Annotated in this window: 20 protein-coding genes and 1 tRNA gene; 7 read left to right on the top strand and 14 right to left on the bottom strand. The window is 59.0% G+C overall.

The window, feature by feature from the left end; all coding sequences use genetic code 11:
• Positions 1-80 precede the first annotated feature (80 nt).
• Positions 81-1,199, bottom strand: a complete 1,119-nt coding sequence (gene bglB / locus QEO92_RS20925) for a beta-galactosidase BglB (RefSeq protein WP_227704294.1) — start codon at positions 1,197-1,199, stop codon at positions 81-83.
• Positions 1,200-1,390: 191 nt separating this feature from the next.
• On the opposite strand from bglB, the gene kdgR reads away from it, so the two are divergent.
• Positions 1,391-2,182 (top strand): DNA-binding transcriptional regulator KdgR, encoded by a 792-nt coding sequence (gene kdgR, locus QEO92_RS20920; protein ID WP_227704293.1) that lies wholly within the window; start codon positions 1,391-1,393, stop codon positions 2,180-2,182.
• 15 nt (positions 2,183-2,197) lie between these two features.
• On the opposite strand, the gene QEO92_RS20915 is transcribed toward kdgR, so the two are convergent.
• The 5 genes from QEO92_RS20915 to QEO92_RS20895 form a co-directional block, all read right to left on the bottom strand.
• On the bottom strand, positions 2,198-3,115 hold the full coding sequence (locus QEO92_RS20915) for an SMP-30/gluconolactonase/LRE family protein (protein WP_227704292.1): 918 nt from the start codon (positions 3,113-3,115) through the stop codon (positions 2,198-2,200).
• 26 nt (positions 3,116-3,141) lie between these two features.
• Positions 3,142-4,089: an ABC transporter permease gene (locus tag QEO92_RS20910; RefSeq protein WP_227704291.1), complete on the bottom strand. Its 948-nt coding sequence runs from the start codon at positions 4,087-4,089 to the stop codon at positions 3,142-3,144.
• Entirely contained in the window at positions 4,086-5,027 is a 942-nt protein-coding gene (locus tag QEO92_RS20905) for an ABC transporter permease (RefSeq protein WP_227704290.1), read from the bottom strand. Before QEO92_RS20905 ends, QEO92_RS20910 begins: the two co-directional genes overlap by 4 nt.
• Positions 5,024-6,487 (bottom strand): sugar ABC transporter ATP-binding protein, encoded by a 1,464-nt coding sequence (locus tag QEO92_RS20900; RefSeq protein ID WP_227704289.1) that lies wholly within the window; start codon positions 6,485-6,487, stop codon positions 5,024-5,026. Before QEO92_RS20900 ends, QEO92_RS20905 begins: the two co-directional genes overlap by 4 nt.
• Before the next feature lie 92 nt (positions 6,488-6,579).
• Positions 6,580-7,596: an ABC transporter substrate-binding protein gene (locus tag QEO92_RS20895; RefSeq protein ID WP_227704288.1), complete on the bottom strand. Its 1,017-nt coding sequence runs from the start codon at positions 7,594-7,596 to the stop codon at positions 6,580-6,582.
• A gap of 239 nt (positions 7,597-7,835) precedes the next feature.
• Between QEO92_RS20895 and QEO92_RS20890 the strand changes: the two genes are divergently transcribed.
• From QEO92_RS20890 to QEO92_RS20875, 4 genes are all read left to right on the top strand, one after another.
• Positions 7,836-9,074 carry a GAF domain-containing sensor histidine kinase gene (locus QEO92_RS20890; protein ID WP_227704287.1) on the top strand — a complete coding sequence of 413 codons (1,239 nt, stop codon included), beginning with the start codon at positions 7,836-7,838 and terminating at the stop codon, positions 9,072-9,074.
• The gene (locus QEO92_RS20885) at positions 9,071-9,787 is read left to right on the top strand and encodes a response regulator transcription factor (protein ID WP_037156966.1); all 717 of its coding nucleotides are present in this window, start codon (positions 9,071-9,073) and stop codon (positions 9,785-9,787) included. The genes QEO92_RS20890 and QEO92_RS20885 overlap by 4 nt, the downstream gene beginning before the upstream one ends.
• A 185-nt stretch (positions 9,788-9,972) precedes the next feature.
• Positions 9,973-11,175, top strand: coding sequence for a mandelate racemase/muconate lactonizing enzyme family protein (locus tag QEO92_RS20880; RefSeq protein WP_227704286.1), 1,203 nt, complete (start codon positions 9,973-9,975; stop codon positions 11,173-11,175).
• Between the two features lie 11 nt (positions 11,176-11,186).
• Positions 11,187-12,101, top strand: a complete 915-nt coding sequence (locus QEO92_RS20875) for a DMT family transporter (protein ID WP_037156971.1) — start codon at positions 11,187-11,189, stop codon at positions 12,099-12,101.
• A 57-nt stretch (positions 12,102-12,158) separates the two neighbouring features.
• Here QEO92_RS20875 and QEO92_RS20870 read toward each other — a convergent pair whose 3' ends face one another.
• From QEO92_RS20870 to QEO92_RS20845, 6 genes are all read right to left on the bottom strand, one after another.
• Positions 12,159-13,166 (bottom strand): TRAP transporter substrate-binding protein, encoded by a 1,008-nt coding sequence (locus QEO92_RS20870; protein WP_227704285.1) that lies wholly within the window; start codon positions 13,164-13,166, stop codon positions 12,159-12,161.
• Positions 13,167-13,214: 48 nt separating this feature from the next.
• The gene (locus tag QEO92_RS20865; protein ID WP_227704284.1) at positions 13,215-14,492 is read right to left on the bottom strand and encodes a TRAP transporter large permease; all 1,278 of its coding nucleotides are present in this window, start codon (positions 14,490-14,492) and stop codon (positions 13,215-13,217) included.
• Entirely contained in the window at positions 14,492-15,025 is a 534-nt protein-coding gene (locus QEO92_RS20860; protein ID WP_227704283.1) for a TRAP transporter small permease, read from the bottom strand. Before QEO92_RS20860 ends, QEO92_RS20865 begins: the two co-directional genes overlap by 1 nt.
• A 17-nt stretch (positions 15,026-15,042) precedes the next feature.
• Entirely contained in the window at positions 15,043-16,248 is a 1,206-nt protein-coding gene (locus QEO92_RS20855; protein WP_052183094.1) for a fumarylacetoacetate hydrolase family protein, read from the bottom strand.
• A gap of 141 nt (positions 16,249-16,389) precedes the next feature.
• Positions 16,390-17,109, bottom strand: a complete 720-nt coding sequence (locus QEO92_RS20850) for a FadR/GntR family transcriptional regulator (protein WP_152601270.1) — start codon at positions 17,107-17,109, stop codon at positions 16,390-16,392.
• Positions 17,110-17,137: 28 nt separating this feature from the next.
• Positions 17,138-18,583 carry an FAD-binding oxidoreductase gene (locus QEO92_RS20845; protein WP_227704282.1) on the bottom strand — a complete coding sequence of 482 codons (1,446 nt, stop codon included), beginning with the start codon at positions 18,581-18,583 and terminating at the stop codon, positions 17,138-17,140.
• A 174-nt stretch (positions 18,584-18,757) separates the two neighbouring features.
• Here QEO92_RS20845 and denD point away from each other — a divergent pair, with 174 nt between their 5' ends.
• Positions 18,758-19,744 (top strand): D-erythronate dehydrogenase, encoded by a 987-nt coding sequence (gene denD, locus QEO92_RS20840; protein ID WP_037156982.1) that lies wholly within the window; start codon positions 18,758-18,760, stop codon positions 19,742-19,744.
• Positions 19,745-20,423: 679 nt separating this feature from the next.
• Complete coding sequence (gene katG, locus QEO92_RS20835; RefSeq protein WP_227704281.1) at positions 20,424-22,610, top strand: catalase/peroxidase HPI; 2,187 nt, start codon at positions 20,424-20,426, stop codon at positions 22,608-22,610.
• Positions 22,611-22,836: 226 nt separating this feature from the next.
• Here the strand turns inward: katG and QEO92_RS20830 are convergent.
• Positions 22,837-22,913 (bottom strand) — tRNA-Arg (locus QEO92_RS20830).
• 56 nt (positions 22,914-22,969) lie between these two features.
• Positions 22,970-24,133, bottom strand: coding sequence for a M20 aminoacylase family protein (locus QEO92_RS20825; RefSeq protein ID WP_227704280.1), 1,164 nt, complete (start codon positions 24,131-24,133; stop codon positions 22,970-22,972).
• Between the last annotated feature and the right edge of the window lie 5 nt (positions 24,134-24,138).

The following is a 24,138-nucleotide window of genomic DNA, read 5'->3' as shown; positions in this document are numbered from 1 at the left end:
GGTGTTCGATATCATTCGAGACTTCTTGCGCTCCGGCCCCTCCTGCCGGAAACGCTCCAATCTTCCTTCGGGCAGTTCGCCTAGATGTAACTGCGCAGAAGTTCGGTCAGGCAGAGCATGGCCATCGCCTGCCCATAAGGCATGGAAGTCAGCTTGATCTGCCGGTAGAAATCGAGGTCGTGGCCCATGGCAGTGCCGAAGGACACCTGCTGCAATTCGCCGTCGGGACCGATGTTGTCGATGACCCCTTTCATGGCGCGTTCGGCGGTTTCCAGATAATCCGTGGTAAGATATCGCTTACGCACACCTTTCATGAGGCCGTAGGCGAATCCGGCCGTCGCCGATGCCTCCAGATAGCTCGATGGGTCGTCGATCAGCGTATGCCAGAGGCCTGACGCGTGCTGGTATTGCTGCAGGGACGTTGCCTGGCGCCGAAGCAGCGACACGAGATGACGACACAGAGGATCGCTCTCCTTCAGGTCCAACAACTCGATGAACTCGGGAATGGCGATTGTGATCCAGCTATTGCCGCGGGCCCAGCGGGCGCGGGCGAAATTGTGATTGCCGGCGAAGGTCCAACCGTGAAACCAGAGGCCGGTCTCCGTGTCGCAGAGATATTGGGCATGGACCAAGAACTGGTATTTCGCCTCTTCGACGAATTCCGGGCGATCAAGGACAAGGCCGATCTTGGCGAGCGGCAGCACGCTCATCATCAGCGTGTCGTCCCACATCTGCTGGTCGTTGACGTTGTTGTAGACAATGTGCTGAAGGCCGCCTTCGCGGGTCCGCGGCATGTCATGCATCACCCACTCGGCCCAGGTCTCCAGATAAGGCCGCCAGTGCGGGTTCTGTTTGAGTTCGTAAAGATAAGCCAGTATCAGGAAGGGGGCCATGGTGTTGACATTCTTGGTGGGCGTGCCCCCTTTCAGCCGGGCGTCGAACCAGTCCGTGATGATGCCCATCGTGTCCTGGTTACCGGTCAATTGCCAATACTTGAACAGGCCATAAAGGCCGATGCCGTGGGTCCATTCCCATCCGGCCCAGCCCTTCGTATCGATGACACGTCCGTCATCGAGGCGCAGGAGGAATTCGCCGGTACGATCCTCGATATGGATGAGGTTGTCGGTCAGCCGATCGATGAGATCGCACACATCATTGCGCTGGATAAGGGGTTGCTTCTGCCTCAGCAGCGGATGCATGTCTGATTTTCTCCCCAATATTTCGGAACGCTATTCCGGAAATTAGGAAACCATACTCCTAAAGGCTTTTCAACCTTGTTTTTTGCTGCTTTGTGCGATGCTGCAAAAGCTCATGGACCTGCCCGACCACGTCTTGACATAGGCGAGGTCAAATTTCAGAATATGATTTCGAAAAATCCAGAACACTTAAAATGTCAGACCCCAGCTCCAAAACGGAAAATGTTGCCGCTGTCCTCAAGGTCTTCGCCGTTGTGGAGGCTCTTGTCGAGGAAAAGAGGGTAAGTCTTGCTGACCTCGCTCAGCGGGCGATGACATCCAAGACGACCGCGCATCGCTTGCTGCAGACGATGGTAGACCTCGGTTATGTGGAGCAGGATCCGGAGACGGAGAAATATGGTCTGACACTGAAACTGTTCAGTCTCGGAGCCAGATCCTTGAATGAACAGGCAGACCTGTTGCGGGCAGCCGACAAGGCGATGGGTAAGCTTTCCCGAGCCACGGGCGAATCCATCAACCTCGGCATTCTGGATGATCGGGACCAGAAGGTCGTCTACATCCATAAATATGATTCCGCCTACAGTCTTTCGATGAAGTCGACGCTTGGACTTCGCAATCCACTGCACAGTACCTCGCTCGGAAAGGCGTTGCTTGCCTGGCGAGACGACGATGAGCTCCGCGAGCGGCTGGGCAAGATGGAACTGATCAAACTGGCGCCTCGGACCATCACGGATCGGGAAGAACTGTTCGCCCAATTGCGACTCACCCGCGACCGAGGCTTTGCCGAAGAAGTGGAAGAGAGCGAGGCGGGCGTGCGCTGCATGGCGGCGCCAATCTTCAATTATATGGGCAAGCCGATCGCTGCCATGTCGATTTCCTTTCCCCTCTTTCGCTTCGATGAAGGAAGGAAGTCGGAATATGTGAACCTGCTCACAACCGCGGGCATGACAGCTTCCAGCGCCCTGGGCTACCGGCCGAAGAGTTGAGATGATGTGCAGTCGTTAGCCGAGAGCTACGCCATTGGTCGCCACGTAGACGGAGTAAAGGGAGGTGGTGGCGGTTATGAACAGGCGGTTTCTCCGCTGTCCGCCAAAAGTGAGGTTCGCCACCGACTGCGGCACGAGAACCTTGCCGAGAAGCCTGCCTTCCGGTGAGAAGCAGTGCACGCCATCTCCAGCGCTCGTCCAGACATTGCCTTCGACGTCCACCCGGAAACCATCCGGCAGACCATTGTCGAGACTGCAGAAGACTCTGCCATTGTTGAGCCGCTTGCCCTCGATGACATCAAAGACACGGATATGGCGGGGTGCCTTGACGTCATGGCTTGACGCCGAGTCCGCCACATAGAGCTTTCTTTCGTCGGGCGAAAAAGCGAGGCCGTTCGGCTGGCCGAAATCGGTCACCACAGCTTCGAGTTCTCCTGTCTCGGGATCGAGCCGGTAGACGTTGCGCGTCTCCTGTTCGGGCTCCGACCGATAGCCCTCGTAGTCCGACTTGATGCCGTAGGTCGGGTCGGTGAACCAGATGCTGCCATCCGAGCGCACGACCACGTCGTTTGGTGAATTGAGCTTCTTGCCCTGATAGCGGTCTGCCAGCACCGTCAGTGTGCCATCGATCTCTGTGCGGATGACGCGGCGGCCCCCATGCTCGCAGGAAATGAGCCGACCCTGTCGGTCGCGCGTGTTGCCGTTCACGAAATTGGAGGGCGAGCGGAAGACCGAGACCCCGCCGTCCGGTGTCCAGCGTAGCATTCGCTGGTTGGGGATGTCGCTCCAGATCAGGCAGTTGAGATCGGAAAACCAGACCGGTCCCTCGGCCCAGCGGCACTCTGAATAAAGCTCTTCGAGGCGCGCGCTGGAGACGATCAGCTGTCGAAAACGTTCGTCGTGGATTTCGTAAATGGAAGGCGTTTGCGGCATGGTTGTCGTCCGATTGGGAGGGTGTTTCATCGGGTGGATTGGCGGCCGCCGGCCATGAGGATGACGGCAATGATGATGAGGCCGGTGAGGATAAGGCGGAACCCCGCGCCGAAACCATAGGTGTTCAGCATCGATACCACCAGGAACATGAAAAGCGAGGCGCCCCAGATGCCCGGAATATTGGAATTGCCGCCAGCGACCGCAGTGCCGCCAATAACGACGACCGCAATCGACATCAACAGGTATTCCGCTCCCATGTTAAGCGCGGCACCGCCCGAGAAGCTGGCGAGCAGATAACCGCAGATCGAGGCGAGCACGGCGCAGAGCATATAGGTCACAAGCCGTGTGCCATCGACGGGAATACCGGTCATCCGGGCCGCGAACGTGCTCTGTCCGATCGCCGATATCCAGCGGCCGTAGATGCTTTTTTCCAGCAGCAACCATGCGATAGCGGAAAGGGCGAGGGCGACGATTGCCACGTTCGGGATGCCGAAGAGGCTGGATGTAGTGAAGCTTGCAAGAATTTCCGGGGGCTTGATGCGCAGGCCCCGGTTCGCCCAGATCGCCGTCGACTGAACGATGAAGCTCATGGAGAGCGTCGCGATGATCGGCGGGATGCGAAGCAGTTTTATAAGTGCGTAGTTGCCGATGCCGATCATGGTGCCGAGCAGAACGGAGAGCAACAGGCCGACGACGATCATGCTATCCTGAACATCCATCAGCTTCAGTGCCAGCGTACCGGAGAGTGTCATGGTGGCGGGCACCGAAAGGTCGATATTGCCGGGACCAAGCGTGATGACGAACATCTGGCCGATGCCGACGATGACCGAGAAGGCGGCAAAGGTGAGGGCCGCTTGAGACAGGCCGAGCGAGCTTGCGCCACCGGTGAAGAGCACCGTAATGATCCAGACCGTGATGGTGGCGGCGAAAGACCAGATCCAGGGCTTGGAGAGAAGGAGGCGGGGCGCGTTCATTGAATTTTCTCCCGCCGCTCCAAACGGTTCAGGAAGAGGCGCAGCGCCAGCACGACGATCAGGATCGCGCCTTGCGCACCGATCTGCCAGTCCGGCGAAATGCGCATGAAGGACAGGAAGGAGCCGGCCAGCGCCAGAGTCAGCGCACCGATGACGGCCCCGATCGGCGAAACCCTGCCACCGACGAACTCTCCGCCGCCAAGGATCACTCCGGCGATCGACAGCAATGTGTAGCGGAGAGCGATGTTGGCGTCGGCCGAGGTTGTCAGGCCGACGAGCGCGATGCCCGAGAGTACGGCGAAGACAGCAGCCAGGGCATAGGTCGCGGCCCGGATGCGGATCACCGACCAGCCCGCACGCTCGACAGAGCGGAAATTGCCGCCCACGCCACGGATCAGCACGCCGAAGGAAGAGCGCATGATGAGGAAATGGGTGACGGCCGCGATCACGACGCTCGCAACGATTGCCATCGGCACGAAGGGCGGCTTCGAGGTCATCAGCCAACGCACCCAGCCCGGCACTTCACCGCCCGGAGACGGTAGCATCAGCACGGCAAGGCCGCCCCAGAAGAAGCTCATGCCGAGAGTCACAACAATCGAGGGGAGTTCCCGGACATGGATGATCACACCCATGGCCGCATAGGCGGCGATCGCACCCAGGAAGATCAGGACGCCGATTAGGGGCGAAGCTTGCAGGAAGGTCGCCGTGACGCAGGCACAGAAGCTGACGAATGTACCCATCGACAGGTCGAGGTCGTTGACCGCCATGATCAGCATCTGCGCCACGGTCGCGAGCGCGATCGGCACGGCGAGATTGAAGAGCAGATTGAGACCCGTATAGCTCATGGCGCGCGGCTGCATGTAGAAGACGGCCGCGAGCAGCAGTGCGAGCGACACTGCCGGGATGATCAGGCGGAGGGTGCCGGAGGAAAGCTTCATGCAGCCTTCTCCTCGCTGAATGACGCGGCCAAGATGTTCTTTTCGGTGATGTCATCACGAACAAGCTCGGCGACGATTGCGCCTTCGCGGAAAACATAGACCCGATCGCAGAGGCGTATTTCGTCCATTTCGGTCGAGTACCAGATGAAGGTTCGGCCTGACATCGCCTCGGTGCGCAGGATTTCGTAGACTTCCTGCTTGGTGCCGACATCGACTCCCCGCATAGGATCGTCCATCAGCACGATTCCTGCCGCGGTCGCCAGTGCCCGGGCAAACAGGACTTTTTGCTGGTTGCCGCCTGAAAGCGACAAGATGCGGTTTTGCATGTCGGGCGTGCGGATTTCGATGCGTTTCTTCCAGTCTTCCCCGAGCCTGTCCTCACGGCTGCGGTCGATCATGCCGCGGGAGGAGAGCTCCCCAAGCGAGGTGATGCTGAGGTTTTTCAGGATGCTCCACAGCGCAAACGTACCGTTGAGACTGCGGTCGCCCGCCACAAACGCAGTTTCCCGTCGACGGGCCGCCCACCAGTTGCTGTTACGAGAGAGATAGAGCTCGAGAAGCGCCTCCGTCTGTCCGTGGCCGCCGAGGCCCGCAAGACCGACGATCTCGCCACGATAGGCTTCGAAGGCCAGGCCATGGCCGCGCCGGGGCGACATCGAAAGAACCGACGAGCCTGCTTTCATGGCGGTTGAACGTTGCCACTCCCGCTCGCGCACCACGCTGCCCATGGCTTCAACGAGGCTGCGGCTATTGAATTCGAAGGCCACGCGATCAGCGACAACGCGTCCATCCTTCATCACCACGATACGGTCGGAAGTCGAAAGGATTTCGCCCAGGATATGGGAGATCAGCAGGACTGAGCCGCCTTCGGCGACGAAACGGCGGACATAGGCCATGAGCTGAGCCGCAAGCCCGGCATCCAGTGACGACGTCGGTTCGTCGAGGATAACGAGCTTCGGTCTTGGGCCGATGCCGGCGAAGCTGATGGCGATCTCGACCATTTGCCGCTCGGCGATCGAGAGATCATCGATCGTACTGTCACAATCGATGTCGTGACCGGGAAAGATCTCCTTGAGTTGCGCCTTGATGAGGGCGAGCGCCCGACTGCGCCAGTTCCAGCCTTTCAGGTCTTCATGCATGATCCTGACGTTCTCGCTGACCGTCAGGTTGGGGCAAAGCGACAACTCCTGGAATACGCACCGTATCCCGTTGGCACGCGCCGCCGAAATCCCGTGCTGCCCGGCATCGCCGCCATAGCTGACGGTGCCGGCATGCGGGGTGAGGCTTCCGTTAATCACATTGACGATGGTCGACTTGCCTGCGCCGTTATGCCCGACCAGACCGACACACTCGCCGGCATGTATGGTGAGATCCACGCCGTCCAATGCCTTGACGGCGCCGAACGTCACCTTGATGCCTCCAGCTGCAACCACCTCTGTTTTCGGCATTCCGTCAGTCATATGCGTTCGTCACGGAGGGTTGGTCGGCAGGCCGGTGAATATCCGGACGCGGCTTTGAGCTGCGCCGCGTCCGATCTATAGGGCCGCTGGCGCTATTTAGCGCTTGCGATCACCTTCTGGGCGTCTTCCAGCGTGTATTCGACATTCGCCACGCCACCCTTCTGGGTGCCGGCGAGGTTGGTTTCGAGGTTATCCTGGTCGATGCGCAGGAAGGGAACGACGAGATCTTTCTTGACTTCTTTCCCGTCGAGGATCTGCTGAGCGACCCAGAACGCGAGCGTCGAGACGCCCGGCGCGATCGAGACGGACATCGTCTCATAGCCGTTCTTGTCCTTCTGCTGTTTCCACCAGACGAGTTCGTCTTCGCGATTGCCCATCACGATGGTCGGAGTCGGGCGATTGGCCGCGGCAAAGGCCTGAGCGGCGCCATAACCGTCCCCGCCCTGAGTCACCACGGCTGCGATTTCGGGAAGGCTCGGCAGGATGCCCGCGACCGCGCGCTGCGCAACGTCCTGCGCCCAGTCTCCGTTGACTGACCCCACGACCTTGAACTGCGGGTTCTTCTTGACGCCCGCTTCGATGCCCGCATGGATTTCGTCATCGACCGAAACGCCGGCCAGACCACGGATTTCGAGAAGGTTGCCGCCCTTCGGGAGTTTCTTTGCGAGATAGTCCAGCTGGCTCTCACCCATTGCCTTGAAATCGACGGCGATCCGCCAGGCGCAGGGCTCGGTCACGATGCCATCGAAGGAGACGACGATGATGCCCGCGTCGCAGGCTTCCTTGATCGCGCCATTGAGAGCGGTCGGAGACGCCGCATTGACGACGATCGCATCATATCCCTGCAGAATGAGGTTCTGGATTTGCGCGGCCTGTTCGGTCGCCTGGTTTTCTGCAGTGGTGAACGGATCAGCGGCTGCCACGACGCCCTTGGCGACGGCATCCTTGGTGATCTTGTCCCAGCTTGTCAGCATGGCCTGTCGCCAGGAATTGCCGGCATAATTGTTTGACAGGGCGATTTTCTTGTCGGCGGTGTCGGCCAGGGCAGAAATCGGCCCAGCGACGCAAGCGACGGCTACAGATGCAAAAAGCATCTTCCTGATGATCATGATTTCCTCCCTAGCACCCACGAGATCTTCTCCGTTCCGCTCCTCAACGGTATTTCGGAGATAGTGATTGCACTGAGCTTCATTTGCCCAGTAAAGCGAGCATGGAGGAGAAATCAGGTGTTGTATAGGCGCATTCAAGCAACCTTTTTGCGGGCATTCGCGCAGAATCTGCGGGTTCCCGCAAGACAAGTCCGACAGCAAGGCGCTTAATGAGGTTGAGGACTGGGAGGAGGTCCGACATGCTCGATTCGGCCCGAAGCACGCTTTTCGACCGCTATCTTGGTATATCGCGGCTGCTGGCGGGCCAGCTCGATTTCCATTCCATCATACAGGCGGTCGCCGCCGAGATCAGCCACATCATTCCGCATGACCATCTCGATGTCTGTATCAAGATGTTGGACGGCAAATATCACATCGCCTACGAAAGCGGCCTTGAAACCGCATGGAGCAGACAGCCGCCGGCGCTGCTGACCGGTAGCCCCATCCGGACCCTGTTGTCGGGGGAAGTCGATTTCCTGCTGTCACCAGACGCCTGCTCCGACCCCCGGTTTCACTTCGAAGGAGCCTTTTCGAGCCCGATCATCGAACTGTCGTTGCGCAGCCGTCTGCATGTGCCGCTGAGGGTGCAGGGCGATATTATCGGTGCGTTGAGCTGCTCCAGCCACGAGGCTGACAGTTATACGATGGAGGATGTCGAAAATGCTCGTTCGATCGCTGACCTGCTCGCCCCCTATTTCTTTGCCTTACGTGCCGCCGAGCAGGCCAAGCATTCGGCGATCGTTGAGGCCGAAGCGCGTGCCCGCGAAGAGGGGCTCAGACTCGGCGCCTTGAAACTGACCGAGGCGCTGGAGATCGAACGGCAGAGGATCGGCATGGACCTGCATGACCAGACCCTTGCCGACCTGACGCGCCTGACGCGGCGAATGGAACGGCTGACAGGCCTTTCGGAAATATCGGGTGAAACGCTGGAACCGCTCTGTCGCATGTTGCAGCAATGCCTTCACGACCTTCGCCAGATCATCGAAGAGGCGAAACCGTCGGTTCTGCAACTGTTCGGAGTGACGGAGGCGATCGAAAACCATCTCGATCGTTCCGTGCGCGAGAGCGGTCTGCCAGTCGAGTGGAGGATACTCGATGAGAGCGACGGGGCGCTTCTCAATATCGGGCAGACGGTGGCGACGGCGCTTTTCCGGATCGTCCAGGAAGCCGTCAACAACGCGATTCGCCACGGGCAACCCACATCAATCCTCGTGCATCTGCGCACATTCGAACGGATGTTATCGATCGAGGTAATCGACGATGGCGGAGGGATAAAAAAGCTGCGTGACAGGGCAGGCCATGGAATTGATAACATGAAAACGCGCGCACGCTTGATTTCCGCGCGGTTTGAAATCGGGCGGAACACCGGCGGTCGGGGGACAGTGGTTAGAGTAACGCTGCCGATCGATCAGAGCGACACTTCGGAGAACTTACCATGAAAGTGCTGATCGTCGAGGATGATCCGCTGCATCGGTCCTACCTGCATGAGGCAGTGCGTGCCGCACTGCCGGAATGCGACATGGTGCTGGAGGCGGAAAACGGTCTAAGCGGTGAGATCGAGGCCCGAAAGTCGCGCATGGAACATGTGATCATGGACCTGCAGATGAGCGAACGCAATGGCATCGAAGCGGCCAGAACGATCTGGCGGGAGAGGCCAGATACCAAAATCCTGTTCTGGTCCAACTATTCCGATGAGGCCTATGTCCGGGGTGTTTCAAGGATCGTTCCGGAAGGGGCGACCTATGGCTATGTCCTGAAATCCGCATCGGACGAGCGGCTGAAGTTGGCTCTTAGAAGCGTCTTCATGGAATCCCAATGTGTGATCGATCGCGAAGTGAGGGGAATTCAGCAGAAAAGCCTCGGAAACGCCCACGGATTGAGCGACGCGGAATATGAGATTCTGGTGGATGTAGCACTTGGCTTGACAGACAAGGCAATCGCCCAACGAAAGAAGCTTTCACTGCGAAGCGTTCAGAACCGCCTGCAGCAGCTTTATGAAAAGCTTGATATCTATCAGATACCGAACGCGCAGAATGAAGGCTGGTACAATCTCAGAATGCGAGCCGTCGCCGTGGCGCTTCTTCGAAAGATCTTGAATACAAGCGCACTGGAAAGGGCGGAACGCGAGTTACGAGATTTTGTACAGTCCTGATTGGATATGGTTAGGCGCCGGTGCAGATCTCGCATCCAGTGGCCTCGACCGGCATTGATGTTGTTCTGCCGTCACTATTTTGCAGCGACTAAGTTTTGTGACGGATTTTCGAAGGAAATCGCCTTCCAGTATCGGCGATCTTCCCCTAGCAAGGTCGCGCGTGAATTTCATCAAGGAGGAGAGCCATGAAGATCACCAGACTGGAGACTGTGCGGGTGGCGGAGCGCTCGAACCTGCTCTGGGTTCTCGTCCATACTGACGAGGGAATCACAGGTCTCGGTGAAACCTTCTTTGGTGCGGAAACGGTTGAAAGCTATACCCACGAATATGTCGCGCCGCGCGTGATTGGCCGCGATCCGCTGCAGATCGATCTCCTCGCGCAGGACCTTGTCGGTTATGTCGGCTTCCGGTCATCCGGAGCCGAGGTGCGCGGCAATTCCGCCTTCGACATCGCGCTGTGGGACATCTTTGGCAAGGCGGCAGGCCAGCCGATCGCGCAGCTTCTCGGTGGTTTCAGCCGTAGTGAAATCCGCACCTACAATACCTGCGCAGGCACCGAATATATCAAGAAAAACACCGGCCAGGCGACAGCCAATTACGGACTGACGGGCGGCACGGCCTATGATGATTTGAACGGCTTCCTGCATCGCGCCGACGAATTGGCGGAGTCGCTGCTCGAAGAGGGCATCACAGCAATGAAGATCTGGCCCTTCGATGCGGCCGCTGAGAAGACCAAAGGCCAGTATATCTCCGCTTCCGATCTGAAGCTTGCGCTGCAGCCGTTCGAGAAGATCCGCAATGCAGTCGGCGACCGGATCGATATCATGGTGGAATTCCACTCGATGTGGCAGCTGCTGCCGGCCATGCAGATTGCGAAGGAGCTGGCGCCTTATAAGACCTTCTGGCACGAAGATCCGATCAAGATGGATAGCCTTTCCAGCCTGAAGCGTTACGCCGAAGTGTCGCCGGCGCCAATCTCGGCTTCCGAAACGCTCGCAACGCGCTGGGGTTTTCGCGATTATCTTGAAACTGGCGCGGCGGGCATCGTCATGCTCGACATTTCCTGGTGCGGCGGGCTCTCCGAGGCGCGCAAAATAGCGTCCATGGCTGAGGCCTGGCATCTGCCGGTCGCTCCGCATGATTGCACCGGTCCGGTCGTTCTCTGCGCCTCCACCCATCTTTCGCTCAATGCGCCGAATGCGCTGGTGCAGGAGAGCGTCCGTGCCTTTTATCGCACCTGGTATCGCGATCTCGTGACGGCGCTGCCGGAGGTGAAAAACGGCATGATCACCGTGCCGCCGGGGCCTGGTCTCGGCATGGCGCTCAATCCAGAGCTCGACCGTGCCTTCACCGTCAGCCGCCGGACCTCTGACGCATCCGATCTCTAAGGTGAATCCGAATGAATACTTCGACCGCGACGGCGCTCAGGATCACGAGCATGACCGGCCCGTTTCTCATGCTTCTCGGCATGCTCATGTTCGCCCTGAACGATGCGATGGGGAAGTGGCTTGTCGCGAGCTACGGGCTCGGCCAGGTCATCCTGATCCGCAGTCTTGCTGCGCTTGTTATCCTTGTTCCCATGGTCTGGATGGCCGGTCTGAGCAATCTTCTCAGTGTCGACCGACCGGTTATGCAGTTTGCCAGGGTGGCGTTCTCAACAGCCGAGGTCTTCTGCTTCTATTACGCCGTTATGTATTTGCCGCTCGCAGACGTCATGACCTATTGGCTGGCTGCGCCCATCTATGTGGCGGCCGCCTCGCCCTTCCTGCTTGGAGAGAAGGTCGGCTGGCGGCGCTGGACGGCAATCGCCGTAGGCTTCATCGGCGTCATCATCACGCTCGAGCCTTCCAGCGCCATGTTCACGATGCCGGCGATCATCTCGATTGTCGGCAGTGCGGCTTTTGCGTTCATGCTGATTTCCGGCCGCTTCCTGCGGGGCACGCCGGACAGCACCCTCGTCTTCTTTCAGGTCGCGGGTGCAGGCCTGGCTGGCCTTGTGTTCGCGCCGGTGGACTGGTCACCGATCGCATCCAGCCGTGATCTAGTCCTTCTCGGACTGCTCGGCATCGTCGCCATGGCCGCACATATGCTGGTGAACCGGGCGCTCAAGATATCCGACGCAGCAACTGTCGCGCCGCTTCAATATACATTGCTGCTCTGGGCAGTGGTTTTCGGCTGGATTTTCTTCGGCGATGTGCCCCGTTTCGGCATGCTGATCGGGGCCGCGCTGATCATCGCTTCCGGTCTGTTCATCTTCATTCGCGAGCAGATGCTCAAGAAACGCGAGACGGTCCTGCCGTCCATCCCCGAATAAAAGCAAGAAGCCTGCGGGGCGAAACCGCAGGCTTCCGATTGTCGAGTGGCTTGTCGCTTACTTGCCGCGGATCTGCTTTAATTCGGAGAGAATCCCGTCGACGACATCCGCCCCAATCTCTGCCTTGTGCTTTTCGTAGACGACCATGGACTTTTCACGGATGCGCTCCTGCTCCTCGGGGGAGAGCGCATTTACCTCGAGGCCTTCCGCCTTGATCTTCTCCAGCGACTTCTTGTTGAGTTCCTGGATGACCTTGCGCTCCTCATCGCGGCCGACAATCGCGCATTCACGCAGGGCAGTCTGTTCTTCTGGCGTATAGGTGTTGAAGATGGCCTTGGAGAAGAGGAACAGGAACGGCGTATAGGCGTGGTTCGTCTCGGTCACATATTTCTGCACTTCGAAGAATTTCGACGTATCGATCGTCACGTAGGGGTTTTCCTGTGCGTCGATTGCCTTGGTTTCAAGTGCGGAGAAGACCTCGCCAAAAGCCATCGGCGTCGCATTGGCGCCGAGATTCTGGAAGGTGTCGAGGAAGATATTGTTCTGCATGACGCGAACCTTCATGCCTTGCAGATCTTCCCATTTGTTGACCGGGCGGACCGAGTTGGAGAGGTTCCGGAAGCCGTTCTCCCAATAAGCCAGATTGACGAGGCCGGCGGCGTCGAGCTTCTCGTTCATCATGTCGCCGAACTTGCCGTCGAGCACCTTGTAGGCTTCCTCGGAATTGGCAAAGAGGAATGGCAGGTCAAAGACGCCGAGTGCCGGGACGATCCCCACAAGCGGCGAAGACGACGTTACGACAGCTTCCTGCACGCCGGAACGGAGAGCCTGGGTGGCCTGAAGGTCGCCGCCCAGCGCGCCGCCCCAGAAGGCGGTGAGCTTTAGCTTCCCGCCGGATTTTTCATCCAGGCATGTCTGCATCGCGTTGATGCCGTTGCCGACCGGGTGGTCGGCGTTGATGCCGTTCGAGACGCGGATATTGCGCTCGTTGAATTCGGCGAAAGCCGGAGCGGATGCCGAAACGGCGAATGCGAGTGCGGTTGTTGCAAGTAAAAGTTGTCTCATGAGTATCCTCCCGTGGATGGTTGATTGAGACGTTGAGACTTTATTCCCTCAATGCAGCCAGCGTGCTGGCACGATGACGATGTCTGGGAACAGGACGAGCAGCATAAGTACGCAGATCTGGGCTGCGAGGAACGGCAGAATGCCGGTTACCACCTTACCCAGAGGAATGCGCCCCACACCGCTGACGACGTTCAGCACGACGCCGACGGGCGGCGTGATGAGACCGATACAGCAGTTCATAATGAAGAGAACGCCGAAGTAGACCGGATCGATACCCGCCTGCTTGATGATCGGCATCAACACCGGCGTCAGGATCAGGATGGTGGGTGTCAGATCGAGTGCCGTGCCGACGACGAGGATCAGCAGCATGATGACGAACATGAGAAGTTTTGGCCGATCGATCAATGGCGCAATATAGCGTGTAACCTCGGCCGGAATGTTGGCAGCCGTAATCAGCCAAGCGGAGACGAGCGCCGCGCAGACGAGGAACATGATGATCGATGTCGTCTTTGCCGCTTGCAGGATGACGCGTGGGAGATCCTTTGGTTTCAGCTCCCGATAGACCACCATCCCGACGAACAGGGCGTAGGCCGCTGCGATGACGGCAGCTTCGGTAGGCGTCACCACGCCCGCTTTGATCCCGCCGAGGATGATGACCGGCATGCCAAGTGCCCAGAGGGCGCGACCGGTGGCACTGAGCCGGTCAGTGGCGGAGGCCTTCGGCAGCGGTGCGACATTGTCCTTGCGGACGACGACCAGCCACGTGGCTACAAGCGAGAGGCCCATGATGAGGCCCGGCACGATGCCGGCCATGAAGAGCTGCGTGATCGAAACGTTGGCGGCGACACCGAAGACGATAAAGGCCATGGAGGGTGGGATGACGGGTGCGATAATCCCGCCCGAGGCAATCAGGCCGCCAGATCGGGGCACGTTGTATCCAGCCTTGGCCATCATCGGGATCAGGATCGCGGCAAGGGCTGCCGTGTCTGCAGCTGCCGATCCGGAAATGCTGGCCATGATGACGGCCGCCATGATGGCGACGACACCGAGACCGCCGCGGATGTGGCCCACACAGGCGATCGCGAACTCGATGATGCGCTTCGAAAGGCCGCCGGAGTTCATCAGTTCGCCGGCGAGGATGAAGAACGGAATGGCGAGAAGCGTAAACGTGTCCGCGCCGATGATCATGTTCTGCGCTATGATCTGGCTGTTGAACATCCCCATGAACCACATGAGGATCACACCGCAGAACATCAGTGCAAAAGCGACAGGAACGCCGATCGCCATGGCTCCGAGCAGTGAAGCGATGAAGACAAGAAGGGTCATCAGCCACGCTCCGAAAGATGTTCGAGGGACATGTCTTCGCCGGCGAAGGCGGCGAGTTCCTTTTCGGTCACGCGACCGGTGACAAGGCGAACAAGGCGTTCAAGCGCGATTATCACGCAACCGGCGCCTGTAAAGAAGCCGATGCCATAGACCCATGCCATGGAAAGGCCGGTCACCGGGGCGCTCATGCTGGCATTGATAGGTAGTTGCTTCCATGTTCCCCAAAAGAAGATGCCAGAACAGCCGATGATCACGAGATTGCTGACGATCATGCAGACGATGCGGCCTTTGCGGCCGAACAGCGCAACCACCGTCTCCACGCCCATGTGGCCGTATTCCCTGAAGCCGACGACGGCACCGATGAAGGTCAGCCAGACGAAGAAGTAACGGGACATTTCGTCCGACACCGTCAGGCCGGAATTGAATGCGTAGCGGAGCACGACGTTCACGAAAACCATGAGTGCCATGCCCGACAACAGGAAGATCAGCAGCAGTTCCAGAAACTTATAAAAAAGATCGATCGTCTTTTGCATTCGCTCCTCCCTTTTCCTCACAAGAGGCCGCGTCCGGCAAGATTCTTCATCAACGCCGTCAAGCCGAAATTCCACTCGGGACAGTTGTCGCTATGTTCGACCCAGTTAACTAGGCGCCCCAGCTTCGGCGTCGAGATTTCCACGCGATCACCGATCTCATGGGTGAAGCCAAGGCCTTTGCCGCGACGGTCTTTGACCGGTGCAAACATGGTGCCCAGGAAGAACAGGACGCCGTCGGGATATTGATGGTTGCGATTAAGAAGCTGGGAGACAAGATTTTCCGGCGAGCGGCTGATTGCCTGCATGGGGCTGATGCCTGTCATGATGAAACCGTCCGTACCCTCGACCGCCAGCGAGATTTCCGCGGATTTGATGTCATCGATGGTGAAGTTGCCATCGAAGAGGCGAACGAAGGGGCCGACGGCGCAAGAGGCATTGTTATCCTTGGCCTTGCTGAGAAGCAGAGCAGAACGGCCTTCGAAATCGCGCAGGTTGACGTCGTTGCCAAGTGTCGCGCCAACGATCTTGCCTTTCGAAGTAACCGCGAGCACCACTTCCGGTTCGGGATTGTTCCAATCGGACTTCGGATGGATGCCGATGAGCGCCCCGCAACCCACCGACGACATCGGCTGTGCTTTCGTGAAGATTTCCGCGTCAGGGCCGATGCCCACTTCGAGGTACTGAGACCAGAGTCCCATTTCCTGCAGCAGGGCCTTGACGCTCGCAGCTTTTTCCGAACCCGCAACGAGACCTTTCAGATTATCGCCAAGGACTGGCGCCAGCCGGCTGCGGATATCCTGGGCGCGCAGCGGATCACCCTTCGCCTGCTCCTCGATGACGCGTTCCAGCATGCTATCGGCAAAGGTGACGCCGGCCGCCTTGACCGCTTGCAGATCAGCGGGCGCAAGGAGTTCGCCCGCAGTGCCGTCGAGAAACGATGCGAGGCTGCCAAGCTCGGCGAAGCGCGAGGTATCTTTCAGCTTGCTTGCGAGGTCCTCGATTTCCAGAAGCCCCGACATTGTCAGCGCGACCGGAGAAAGGTCGAACAGATGACCTGAGGAGAGAAGGACAGGGCAGGGACCGCCTAGGGCCTTGGACCAGGCGCGGCCGACAAGCAGCGCATCCGCCGCATCCAGGGGCAGTATGGATTCAGGAGCCAGCGCCCGTTCGATATTCACGCGATGATCCTCCTTCACTTGATCGATGCCGAGCCTCCACTCCATCGATCTATTGTCAGGATGTCTGACAACATTCTCTGCTAGGTTTTAGTGTGACTTTTTCACCGTGTCCAGCGCGTGTACCAAACCATCCCCGAAATTATAGATCGATCTAAGAGATGACGAGGCCCGAACGAAGGCCGGATGCTATTGCATTTCCAGCTGCAGATTGAGTCGGCTGGCAGCGCCCTCGAGATGATAGCGCATGACTTTTTTCGCCTTCGCAGGATCACGTGTGGCGATCGCATCGCGGATTGCGACATGCTCGGCGATGGTGATTTCCACAATCTCTTCCAATATGGCAGTCGCCCGAGCGGCATTGATGGCGACGTGGATACGCTCGGCAATGAAGCTGATGAACTGGAGAAAATATTCATTCCGGGTTGCGGACGCGACCAGACGGTGAAAGGCGAGATCGGCGACGATGCCTTGTTCGGTCCATTTCTCGGCTCCCGTCATCTGCGCCAGTGCTTCATCGAGCTTGGCGAGATCATCAAGCGTATGATGGATTGCCGCCAGTCCCGCAGCTTCAACCTCCAGGGCCATGCGCAACTGGAAGAGGCTGCGGAAGCTATCGGGGTCGGAGAGGTTGCCCTGTTCGATTCGGATCGACTGGCGCCGCTCGATCTCCGTGGCGAAGGCCCCGATGCCTTGTCGGGTCTCGACCAGACCTTCATTGCGGAGTTGCGCGATCGCCTCACGCACGACGGAGCGGCTGACGCCGAACGTCTTTGCCAGCAAATGCTCTGTCGGAAGTTTCTGCCCCGGTGCTATGCGGCCCTCGCTGATTTCGCGGCTTATCTCGGCGGCGATGCGCGCCGGGAGATGTTCGCTTCGCCTGATCTGACTGAAATCTGCCACCGCCACCTTCATCTTCCCTTTCCCGAAAAGTCTTCTACGACTTCGGCTGGAAATTCAACTGGCATCCAGGGTTCATCATCAGGCCCGGATCGATGGCGCGCTTGACCGCGGTCAATAGCTTTCGGTGGGTCTCGGGCAGCCGTGCGTCGAAATCAGGCCGTTTGAGGCGTCCGATGCCATGCTCGGCGCTGATGCTGCCGTAATAACGGTCGACCACCTCGTTTAGCACCGTCTTTGCCCGGTAGATGCGCTCGGCCCGTTCATCCGGCGCCAGTCCGGCGGGCGGCAGAACATTCAGATGGACATTGCCGTCACCCACATGGCCGTAGGATACGCTGATGCAATCCGGAAGAGCCTGAAGGATAGCCGCTTCCGCATCGGCGACGAACGATGCGAGCTGCGAAAGCGAGACAGAAATATCGCTGCGCATATGCGATCCTCGCCTGGCTTGTCCTTCATTCATGCCCTCGCGGATCAGCCAGAGGTTCCGGGCCTGGGCCTGCGACGCGGCAATTGTGCCGTCGACCACCAGGCCATCCGTCATGACGCCCTCCAGGAAACGCTGCATAAGATCGTCAATGTCGACGAGGCCGGAACCCGATATCTCCATCAGGACATAAGCGGGGTAATCGGGGGCGATGAGAATCGGCAGATCGGGCATCGCTTCGCGCGCCAGCGTGAAGGCGAGCGGCGGCATGAATTCGAAGGCCGACATCAGGTCGCAGCAGTCCCGCCGCGCGCGACGATACAGGCTGATCGCGTCTTGCAGCGAAGCAAGGCCGAGGAGAGCGGTTGCGACCTTGTCCGGATAAGGCATCAGCTTGATGGAAACCGCTGTGATAATGCCGAGCGTGCCTTCTGCGCCGATGAAGAGCTGCTTGAGGTCGACACCACGGTTATCCTTGCGAAGGGTGGAAAGCCCGTCGAAGATCGAACCGTCCGGCAGGACGACCTCCAGCCCGAGGACGAGCTCGCGCGTCATGCCGTACCTGAGCACGTTGATGCCGCCTGCATTGGTGGAGACATTGCCGCCGATCCGGCAACTTCCCTGCGCGCCCAGCGCCAGAGGAAAGAACATACCTTTCTCGGCGATTGCCTCCTTCATTTCCCAAAGGATGCAGCCGGCCTCTACCACGGCTGAAAAGTCGTCCGCGTCGATCTTCCGAATGCGATTCATGCGTTCAAGGCTGAGGACGACATGCCGTTCCGGCATATCGGGAATGGCACCCAGAACAAGGCCGGTGTTACCCCCCTGCGGAACGATCCCGAGCCCAAGCTCACGGCAAATCCTCACGGACGCGGCGACATCTTCCGTGGACCGCGGCCTGAGGACAGCGACCGCACCGCTTGTCACATCGCCGTGCCAATCGCGGCAATAGTGCGCCATCGCGTCGGCATCAGTCAGGACAATATCATCCCCAAGCGCCGACTGCAGGGCGAGGCGGTGCTCACCAATCCCATCCGTTTCCGCGACTGTCATGCTCTTAATCCTTCGGATCATTCGCCCCAAGGATGGTCGATTTCGTTCTGCGTCATGCGCGGCACGTCCAACTATCCTATTTCCAAATGAAGCATATAAGGTTATCAGACAACCATACAAGATAATTTCTCAAAGCTGCGAAGATGAGCGGCGCCAGCGGAAACGGGAGGTTTCATGCATATCTTGATTATCGGAGCGGCCGGTATGGTAGGTCGCAAACTTGCGGCGCGCCTCATTGCAGATGGCGGCATCGGCGAGAAGCCCATCGAGAAGCTGACACTGGTGGATGTCGTCGAGCCGGAACATCCGGAAGGTTTTGGCGGAAGCGTCGTGACGCGGAAAGCCGATCTCTCCGCCCCCGGAGAGGCTGAGCAGCTCATCGAATCCAGGCCGGACATGATCTTCCATCTCGCAGCGATCGTTTCCGCGGAAGCCGAGCTCGATTTCGACAAGGGATACCGGGTGAATCTGGACGGCACGCGCTATCTCTTCGATGCTGTCCGCGTCGCGCATAACCAGGATGGGTACAGGCCGCGCGTCATCTTCACGTCATCGATCGCGGTTGTGGGGGCGCCACTACCTTTCCCGATTCCTGATGATTTTCACCTCACGCCGCTCACCAGCTACGGCACGCAGAAGGCCATATCGGAACTGCTTCTGTCCGACTACACACGCCGCGGTTTCTTCGACGGCATCGGCATTCGCCTGCCAACCGTCTGCATCCGACCGGGCAAGCCGAACAAGGCCGCATCGGGTTTCTTCTCCAATATTCTGCGCGAGCCGCTGATCGGGCAGGAGGCAATCCTGCCGGTATCGGAAGATGTACGCCACTGGCATACATCGCCCCGATCGGCAGTCGGTTATCTGATCCACGCGGCAAAACTGGACCTTGATGAGGTCGGACCGCATCGCAACCTTTCCATGCCCGGTGTCAGCGCCACGGTCGGCGAACAGATCGAAGCGCTCCGTCGTGCGGCAGGTGAAAGGGCGGTGCGACTGATCCGGCGCGTTCCGGACGAGATGATCATGAAGATGGTCGCGGGGTGGGCGCCCGGGTTCGAAGCGAAGCGGGCTACGGCATTGGGCTTTACGGCTGAGAAAAATTTCGACGAAATCATCCGGGTTCACATCGAGGACGAGTTGGTGTCCATTGGCGGTTGAACGCGAGAATGCGGCTGTTTCGGCTGGATCCGGCATTTGGAGATGAGAAGCCGCATAGCCGCGTTCTCGTATCAGCTACGACTGCGACACGTTCGATCCGCTGACGATGCCGGTGCTCATCAGTATGGTGCTGATTATCATCGGTAAGGCGATCGAAGGATCGGCGGCGCCATCCTCCTGACACCCATGTTGCTGCCGATCATGACGGAGTGCATATCGACATGGTGCATTCCGGTGGGGTCTTCATCACCAATCTGACGATCGCTGGCACAACACCGCCCGGCGGTGGTGTGCCGTATGTTTCATCGATGGTGAGGAAATGCCGATGATGCCTATGGATGTGAGTATAGGCTGCGCCAAGACCTGCTTTTCAATCGGAAGCGAGATCCGATCGCTCTCTTGCTGCCGGCAGGTGATCGACCATGACGGCAGGCATAATTTTTCATAAGGCCTTCTTATCGCAACGATCAGTAAATCCAACTTAAATTTATCAGTCGCTTCCGATATGAAGGAAGGCAAGGGAAGGTGATCGCCGGTGTCTCTTGCTTAACCGAGCGGAGGCCCAAAATCTTGCACGTGTGAACTTCATACAAAAGGTCGATATTGAGCTGAAGCTAGCCGATTGGTCGGCGGACGCTACTCCCCTGGATGCAGATATTGAGAAATCAAGGAGGAAATGATGGACACCAAAACCGACAGCGCGGGCAAATGTCCCGTCGCACATGGCCATACACCTCGCGGCAGATCCAACCGCGATTGGTGGCCTAGCCAGCTCAACGTCCAGATTCTTCATCAGAATTCTGGCCTGTCCGATCCCCTGGGCAAGGCGTTCGACTATGCCGAAGAATTCAAGACGCTCGATCTCGACGCTGTGAAGAAAGACCTTCATGCGCTGATGACGGATTCACAGGACTGGTGGCCGGCAGATTTCGGCCACTACGGCGGCCTGTTCATCCGCATGGCCTGGCACAGTGCCGGCACCTATCGCATCACCGATGGCCGCGGCGGCGCCGGCGCCGGCCAGCAGCGTTTCGCTCCGCTCAACAGCTGGCCGGACAACGCCAACCTCGACAAAGCCCGCCGCCTGCTGTGGCCGATCAAGCAGAAATACGGCAACAAGATTTCCTGGGCGGACCTGATGATACTCACGGGCAATGTTGCCCTGGAATCGATGGGCTTCAAGACTTTTGGCTTCGCTGGCGGTCGCGCCGATGCCTGGGAGCCGGAAGAGCTCTTCTGGGGTCCGGAAGGCACCTGGCTGGGCGATGAACGCTATAGCGGTGAACGGCAGCTCTCAGAGCCGCTCGGGGCCGTCCAGATGGGCCTCATCTACGTCAATCCGGAAGGTCCGAACGGCAATCCCGATCCGGTTGCCGCCGCGCGCGACATCCGCGAGACCTTCGCCCGCATGGCGATGAACGACGAAGAGACCGTGGCATTGATTGCCGGCGGCCACACCTTCGGCAAGACACACGGTGCCGGCGATCCGTCCTTCATCGGCGCCGAGCCGGAAGGCGGCGCTATCGAAGACCAGGGACTCGGCTGGAAGAGCACGTTCGGCACCGGTGTCGGCGAGGATGCCATCACCGGCGGTCCTGAAGTGACTTGGACGCAGACCCCGACGAAGTGGAGCAACTACTTCTTCGAGAACCTCTTCAACTGCGAATGGGAACTGACGAAAAGCCCGGCCGGTGCGTATCAGTGGAAGGCGAAGAACGCGGAGGCGTCCATCCCGGATGCCTATGACGTGTCGAAGAAACATGTCCCCACCATGTTGACCACCGACCTGTCGCTGCGCTTCGATCCTGCCTATGAAAAGATCTCGCTTCGTTTCCTCGAGCACCCGGATCAGTTCGCCGATGCCTTCGCCCGTGCATGGTTCAAGCTGACCCATCGCGACATGGGACCGAAGGTGCGTTACCTCGGCCCGGAAGTGCCGGCCGAGGACCTGATCTGGCAGGACGTGATCCCGGCCGTCGACCACCAGCTCGTGGACGAAAAGGACGTCGCCGACTTGAAGGCCAAGGTCCTTGCCGCCGGCCTTTCGGTGCAGGAACTGGTCTCGACCGCTTGGGCTTCGGCCTCGACCTTCCGTGGTTCCGACAAGCGTGGCGGTGCAAATGGCGCACGCATTCGCCTTGCCCCGCAGAAGGACTGGGACGTGAACCAGCCGGCACAGCTCGCCAGGGTTCTTGGCGTCCTCGAAGGCATCCAGAGGGACTTCAACGCTGCCCAGACCGGCGCTAAGAAGATCTCGCTCGCCGACCTGATCGTTCTTGCCGGCGCTGCGGGTGTCGAGAAGGCTGCCAAGGCCGCCGGATACGACATCACCGTACCGTTCACGCCGGGCCGCATGGATGCATCGCAGGAACAGACCGACGCCGTTTCCTTCGCGCCGCTCGAACCGCGTGCCGACGGTTTCCGCAACTATGTCAATAACGGCAGGATACAGTTCATGCAGCAGGAAGAGGCTCTTGTAGACCGGGCCCAACTGCTGACGCTGACTGCACCGGAAATGACGGTGCTCGTCGGCGGCCTGCGCGTGCTGAAGGCCGGACAGCCGGAGCATGGTGTCTTCACTGACAAACCCGAAACCCTGACGAACGACTTCTTCGTCAACCTGCTGGACATGAGTACGGAATGGGCGCTAGTTTCCGGCAAGGACGGCGTCTATGAGGGGCACGATCGGAAGACGAAGGCGCCGAAGTGGACCGGCACGCGCGTGGACCTCATCTTTGGCTCGCATTCTCAACTTCGGGCCATCGCCGAAGTCTATGCCCAGTCCGATGCCAAGGAAAAGTTCGTGAGGGACTTCGTTGCCGCCTGGAACAAGGTCATGAACGCCGATCGTTTTGATCTGATCTGATGACCAAAGCCCTGCCTGGGCGCGGCTTCTCGGCCACGCCCAGGCATCCCTCGCCGGATTGGATTTCCTCCCCGGATCTCGCAGGCAGCCGGATCGTAAGGCGCATAGGCGGCGCGACGTGAAGAAGATGATGGTCAATCATCCCACATATGTCATCGGCAGTTTTGGACGAAGGTATCCGGGAGCTCAACCGGCTCCGCGCCTATAGGGAACATCCCGGTTGGATTGGTGATCCCGGCGCGATTCGAACGCGCGACCCCCAGATTAGGAATCTGATGCTCTATCCTGCTGAGCTACGGGACCACTCAGGCGACATCCATACAAAAGCCGCCCGATTTAGCCAAGTCTTTTCCGCAGCTTTACTCCGTCAATCGCTGCTCGGCGAGCCGCACCCAATAGGAAATGCCGTAAGGGATCGCCTCATCGTCGAAGTCGTAATGCGGATTGTGGAGAGCTGCCGTATCGCCGTTGCCAATGAAGATGAAGGCGCCGGGCCGCCGTTTCAACATGAAGGCAAAATCCTCGCCGGCCATCGCGGGATCGACATTGGTGTCCACGTTGGAGACGCCGACAACCCCGGTCGCGACACTGATTGCATGTTCCGTCTCCTGATCATGATTCGTGGTGACCGGACATCTGCGTTCATATTCGATGTTCGCTTCCGCGCCATGTGCACTGACGATACCCTCCACGATCTGGCGGATACGCATCTCAGCAAGATCACGCGTCTCCTCGCTCAGCGTCCTGACCGTACCCCAGAGGGTTGCCTCATCCGGGATGATGTTGTGCGTCGTACCGGCGTCGAAGCGCGTCACGGAGATGACGACCGAGCGTAGCGGATCGGCATTCCGGGCAGCGATCGCCTGCAGGCTGCCGACGAGCTGCGAGCCGATGAAAATCGGGTCGATCGTCTTGTGCGGCTGGGCTGCATGGCCGCCGCGGCCCTTGATGGTGATGGTGAAGCGGTCGGGCGCGGCCATGATGCCTCCCTTGCGGATGGCGAACTGGCCGACCGGAATGCCCGGCATGTTGTGCATGCCATAGACTTCCTCGATACCGAAGCGCTCCATCATGCCGTCCTCGATCATCGCCAGTGCGCCGGCGCCACCTTCCTCCGCAGGCTGGAAGATGAGGACAACGCTGCCGTTGAAGTTGCGGGTTTCGGCGAGGTATTTCGCCGCACCCAGCAGCATGGACGTGTGCCCGTCATGGCCGCAGGCATGCATCTTGCCGGGTGTTTTCGAAGCCCAGGCCTTGCCGGTGATTTCATCGAGCGGCAGAGCGTCCATGTCTGCACGAAGCCCGATCGTGCGGCTAGCCGGGCCTTTGCCGTGGATGATGCCGACGACGCCGGTCCGGCCGATGCCGGTGATTACCTCGTCGACACCGAATTCTTTCAGCTTCTGTTCAACGAAAGAGGCGGTGTTCTCGACGTCGTAAAGAATTTCGGGATTTTCGTGAAGATATCGTCGCCATCTGCTGACTTCGGTCTGAAGCTCGGCGGCCCGGTTCAAGATTGGCATAGGGT

Origin of the sequence: Neorhizobium petrolearium (assembly GCF_029854435.1) — a bacterium.
GTDB lineage: Bacteria > Pseudomonadota > Alphaproteobacteria > Rhizobiales > Rhizobiaceae > Neorhizobium > Neorhizobium petrolearium.
The sequence above is the reverse complement of the archived record's forward strand: the minus strand, read 5'-3'. Positions and strand labels throughout refer to the sequence as shown.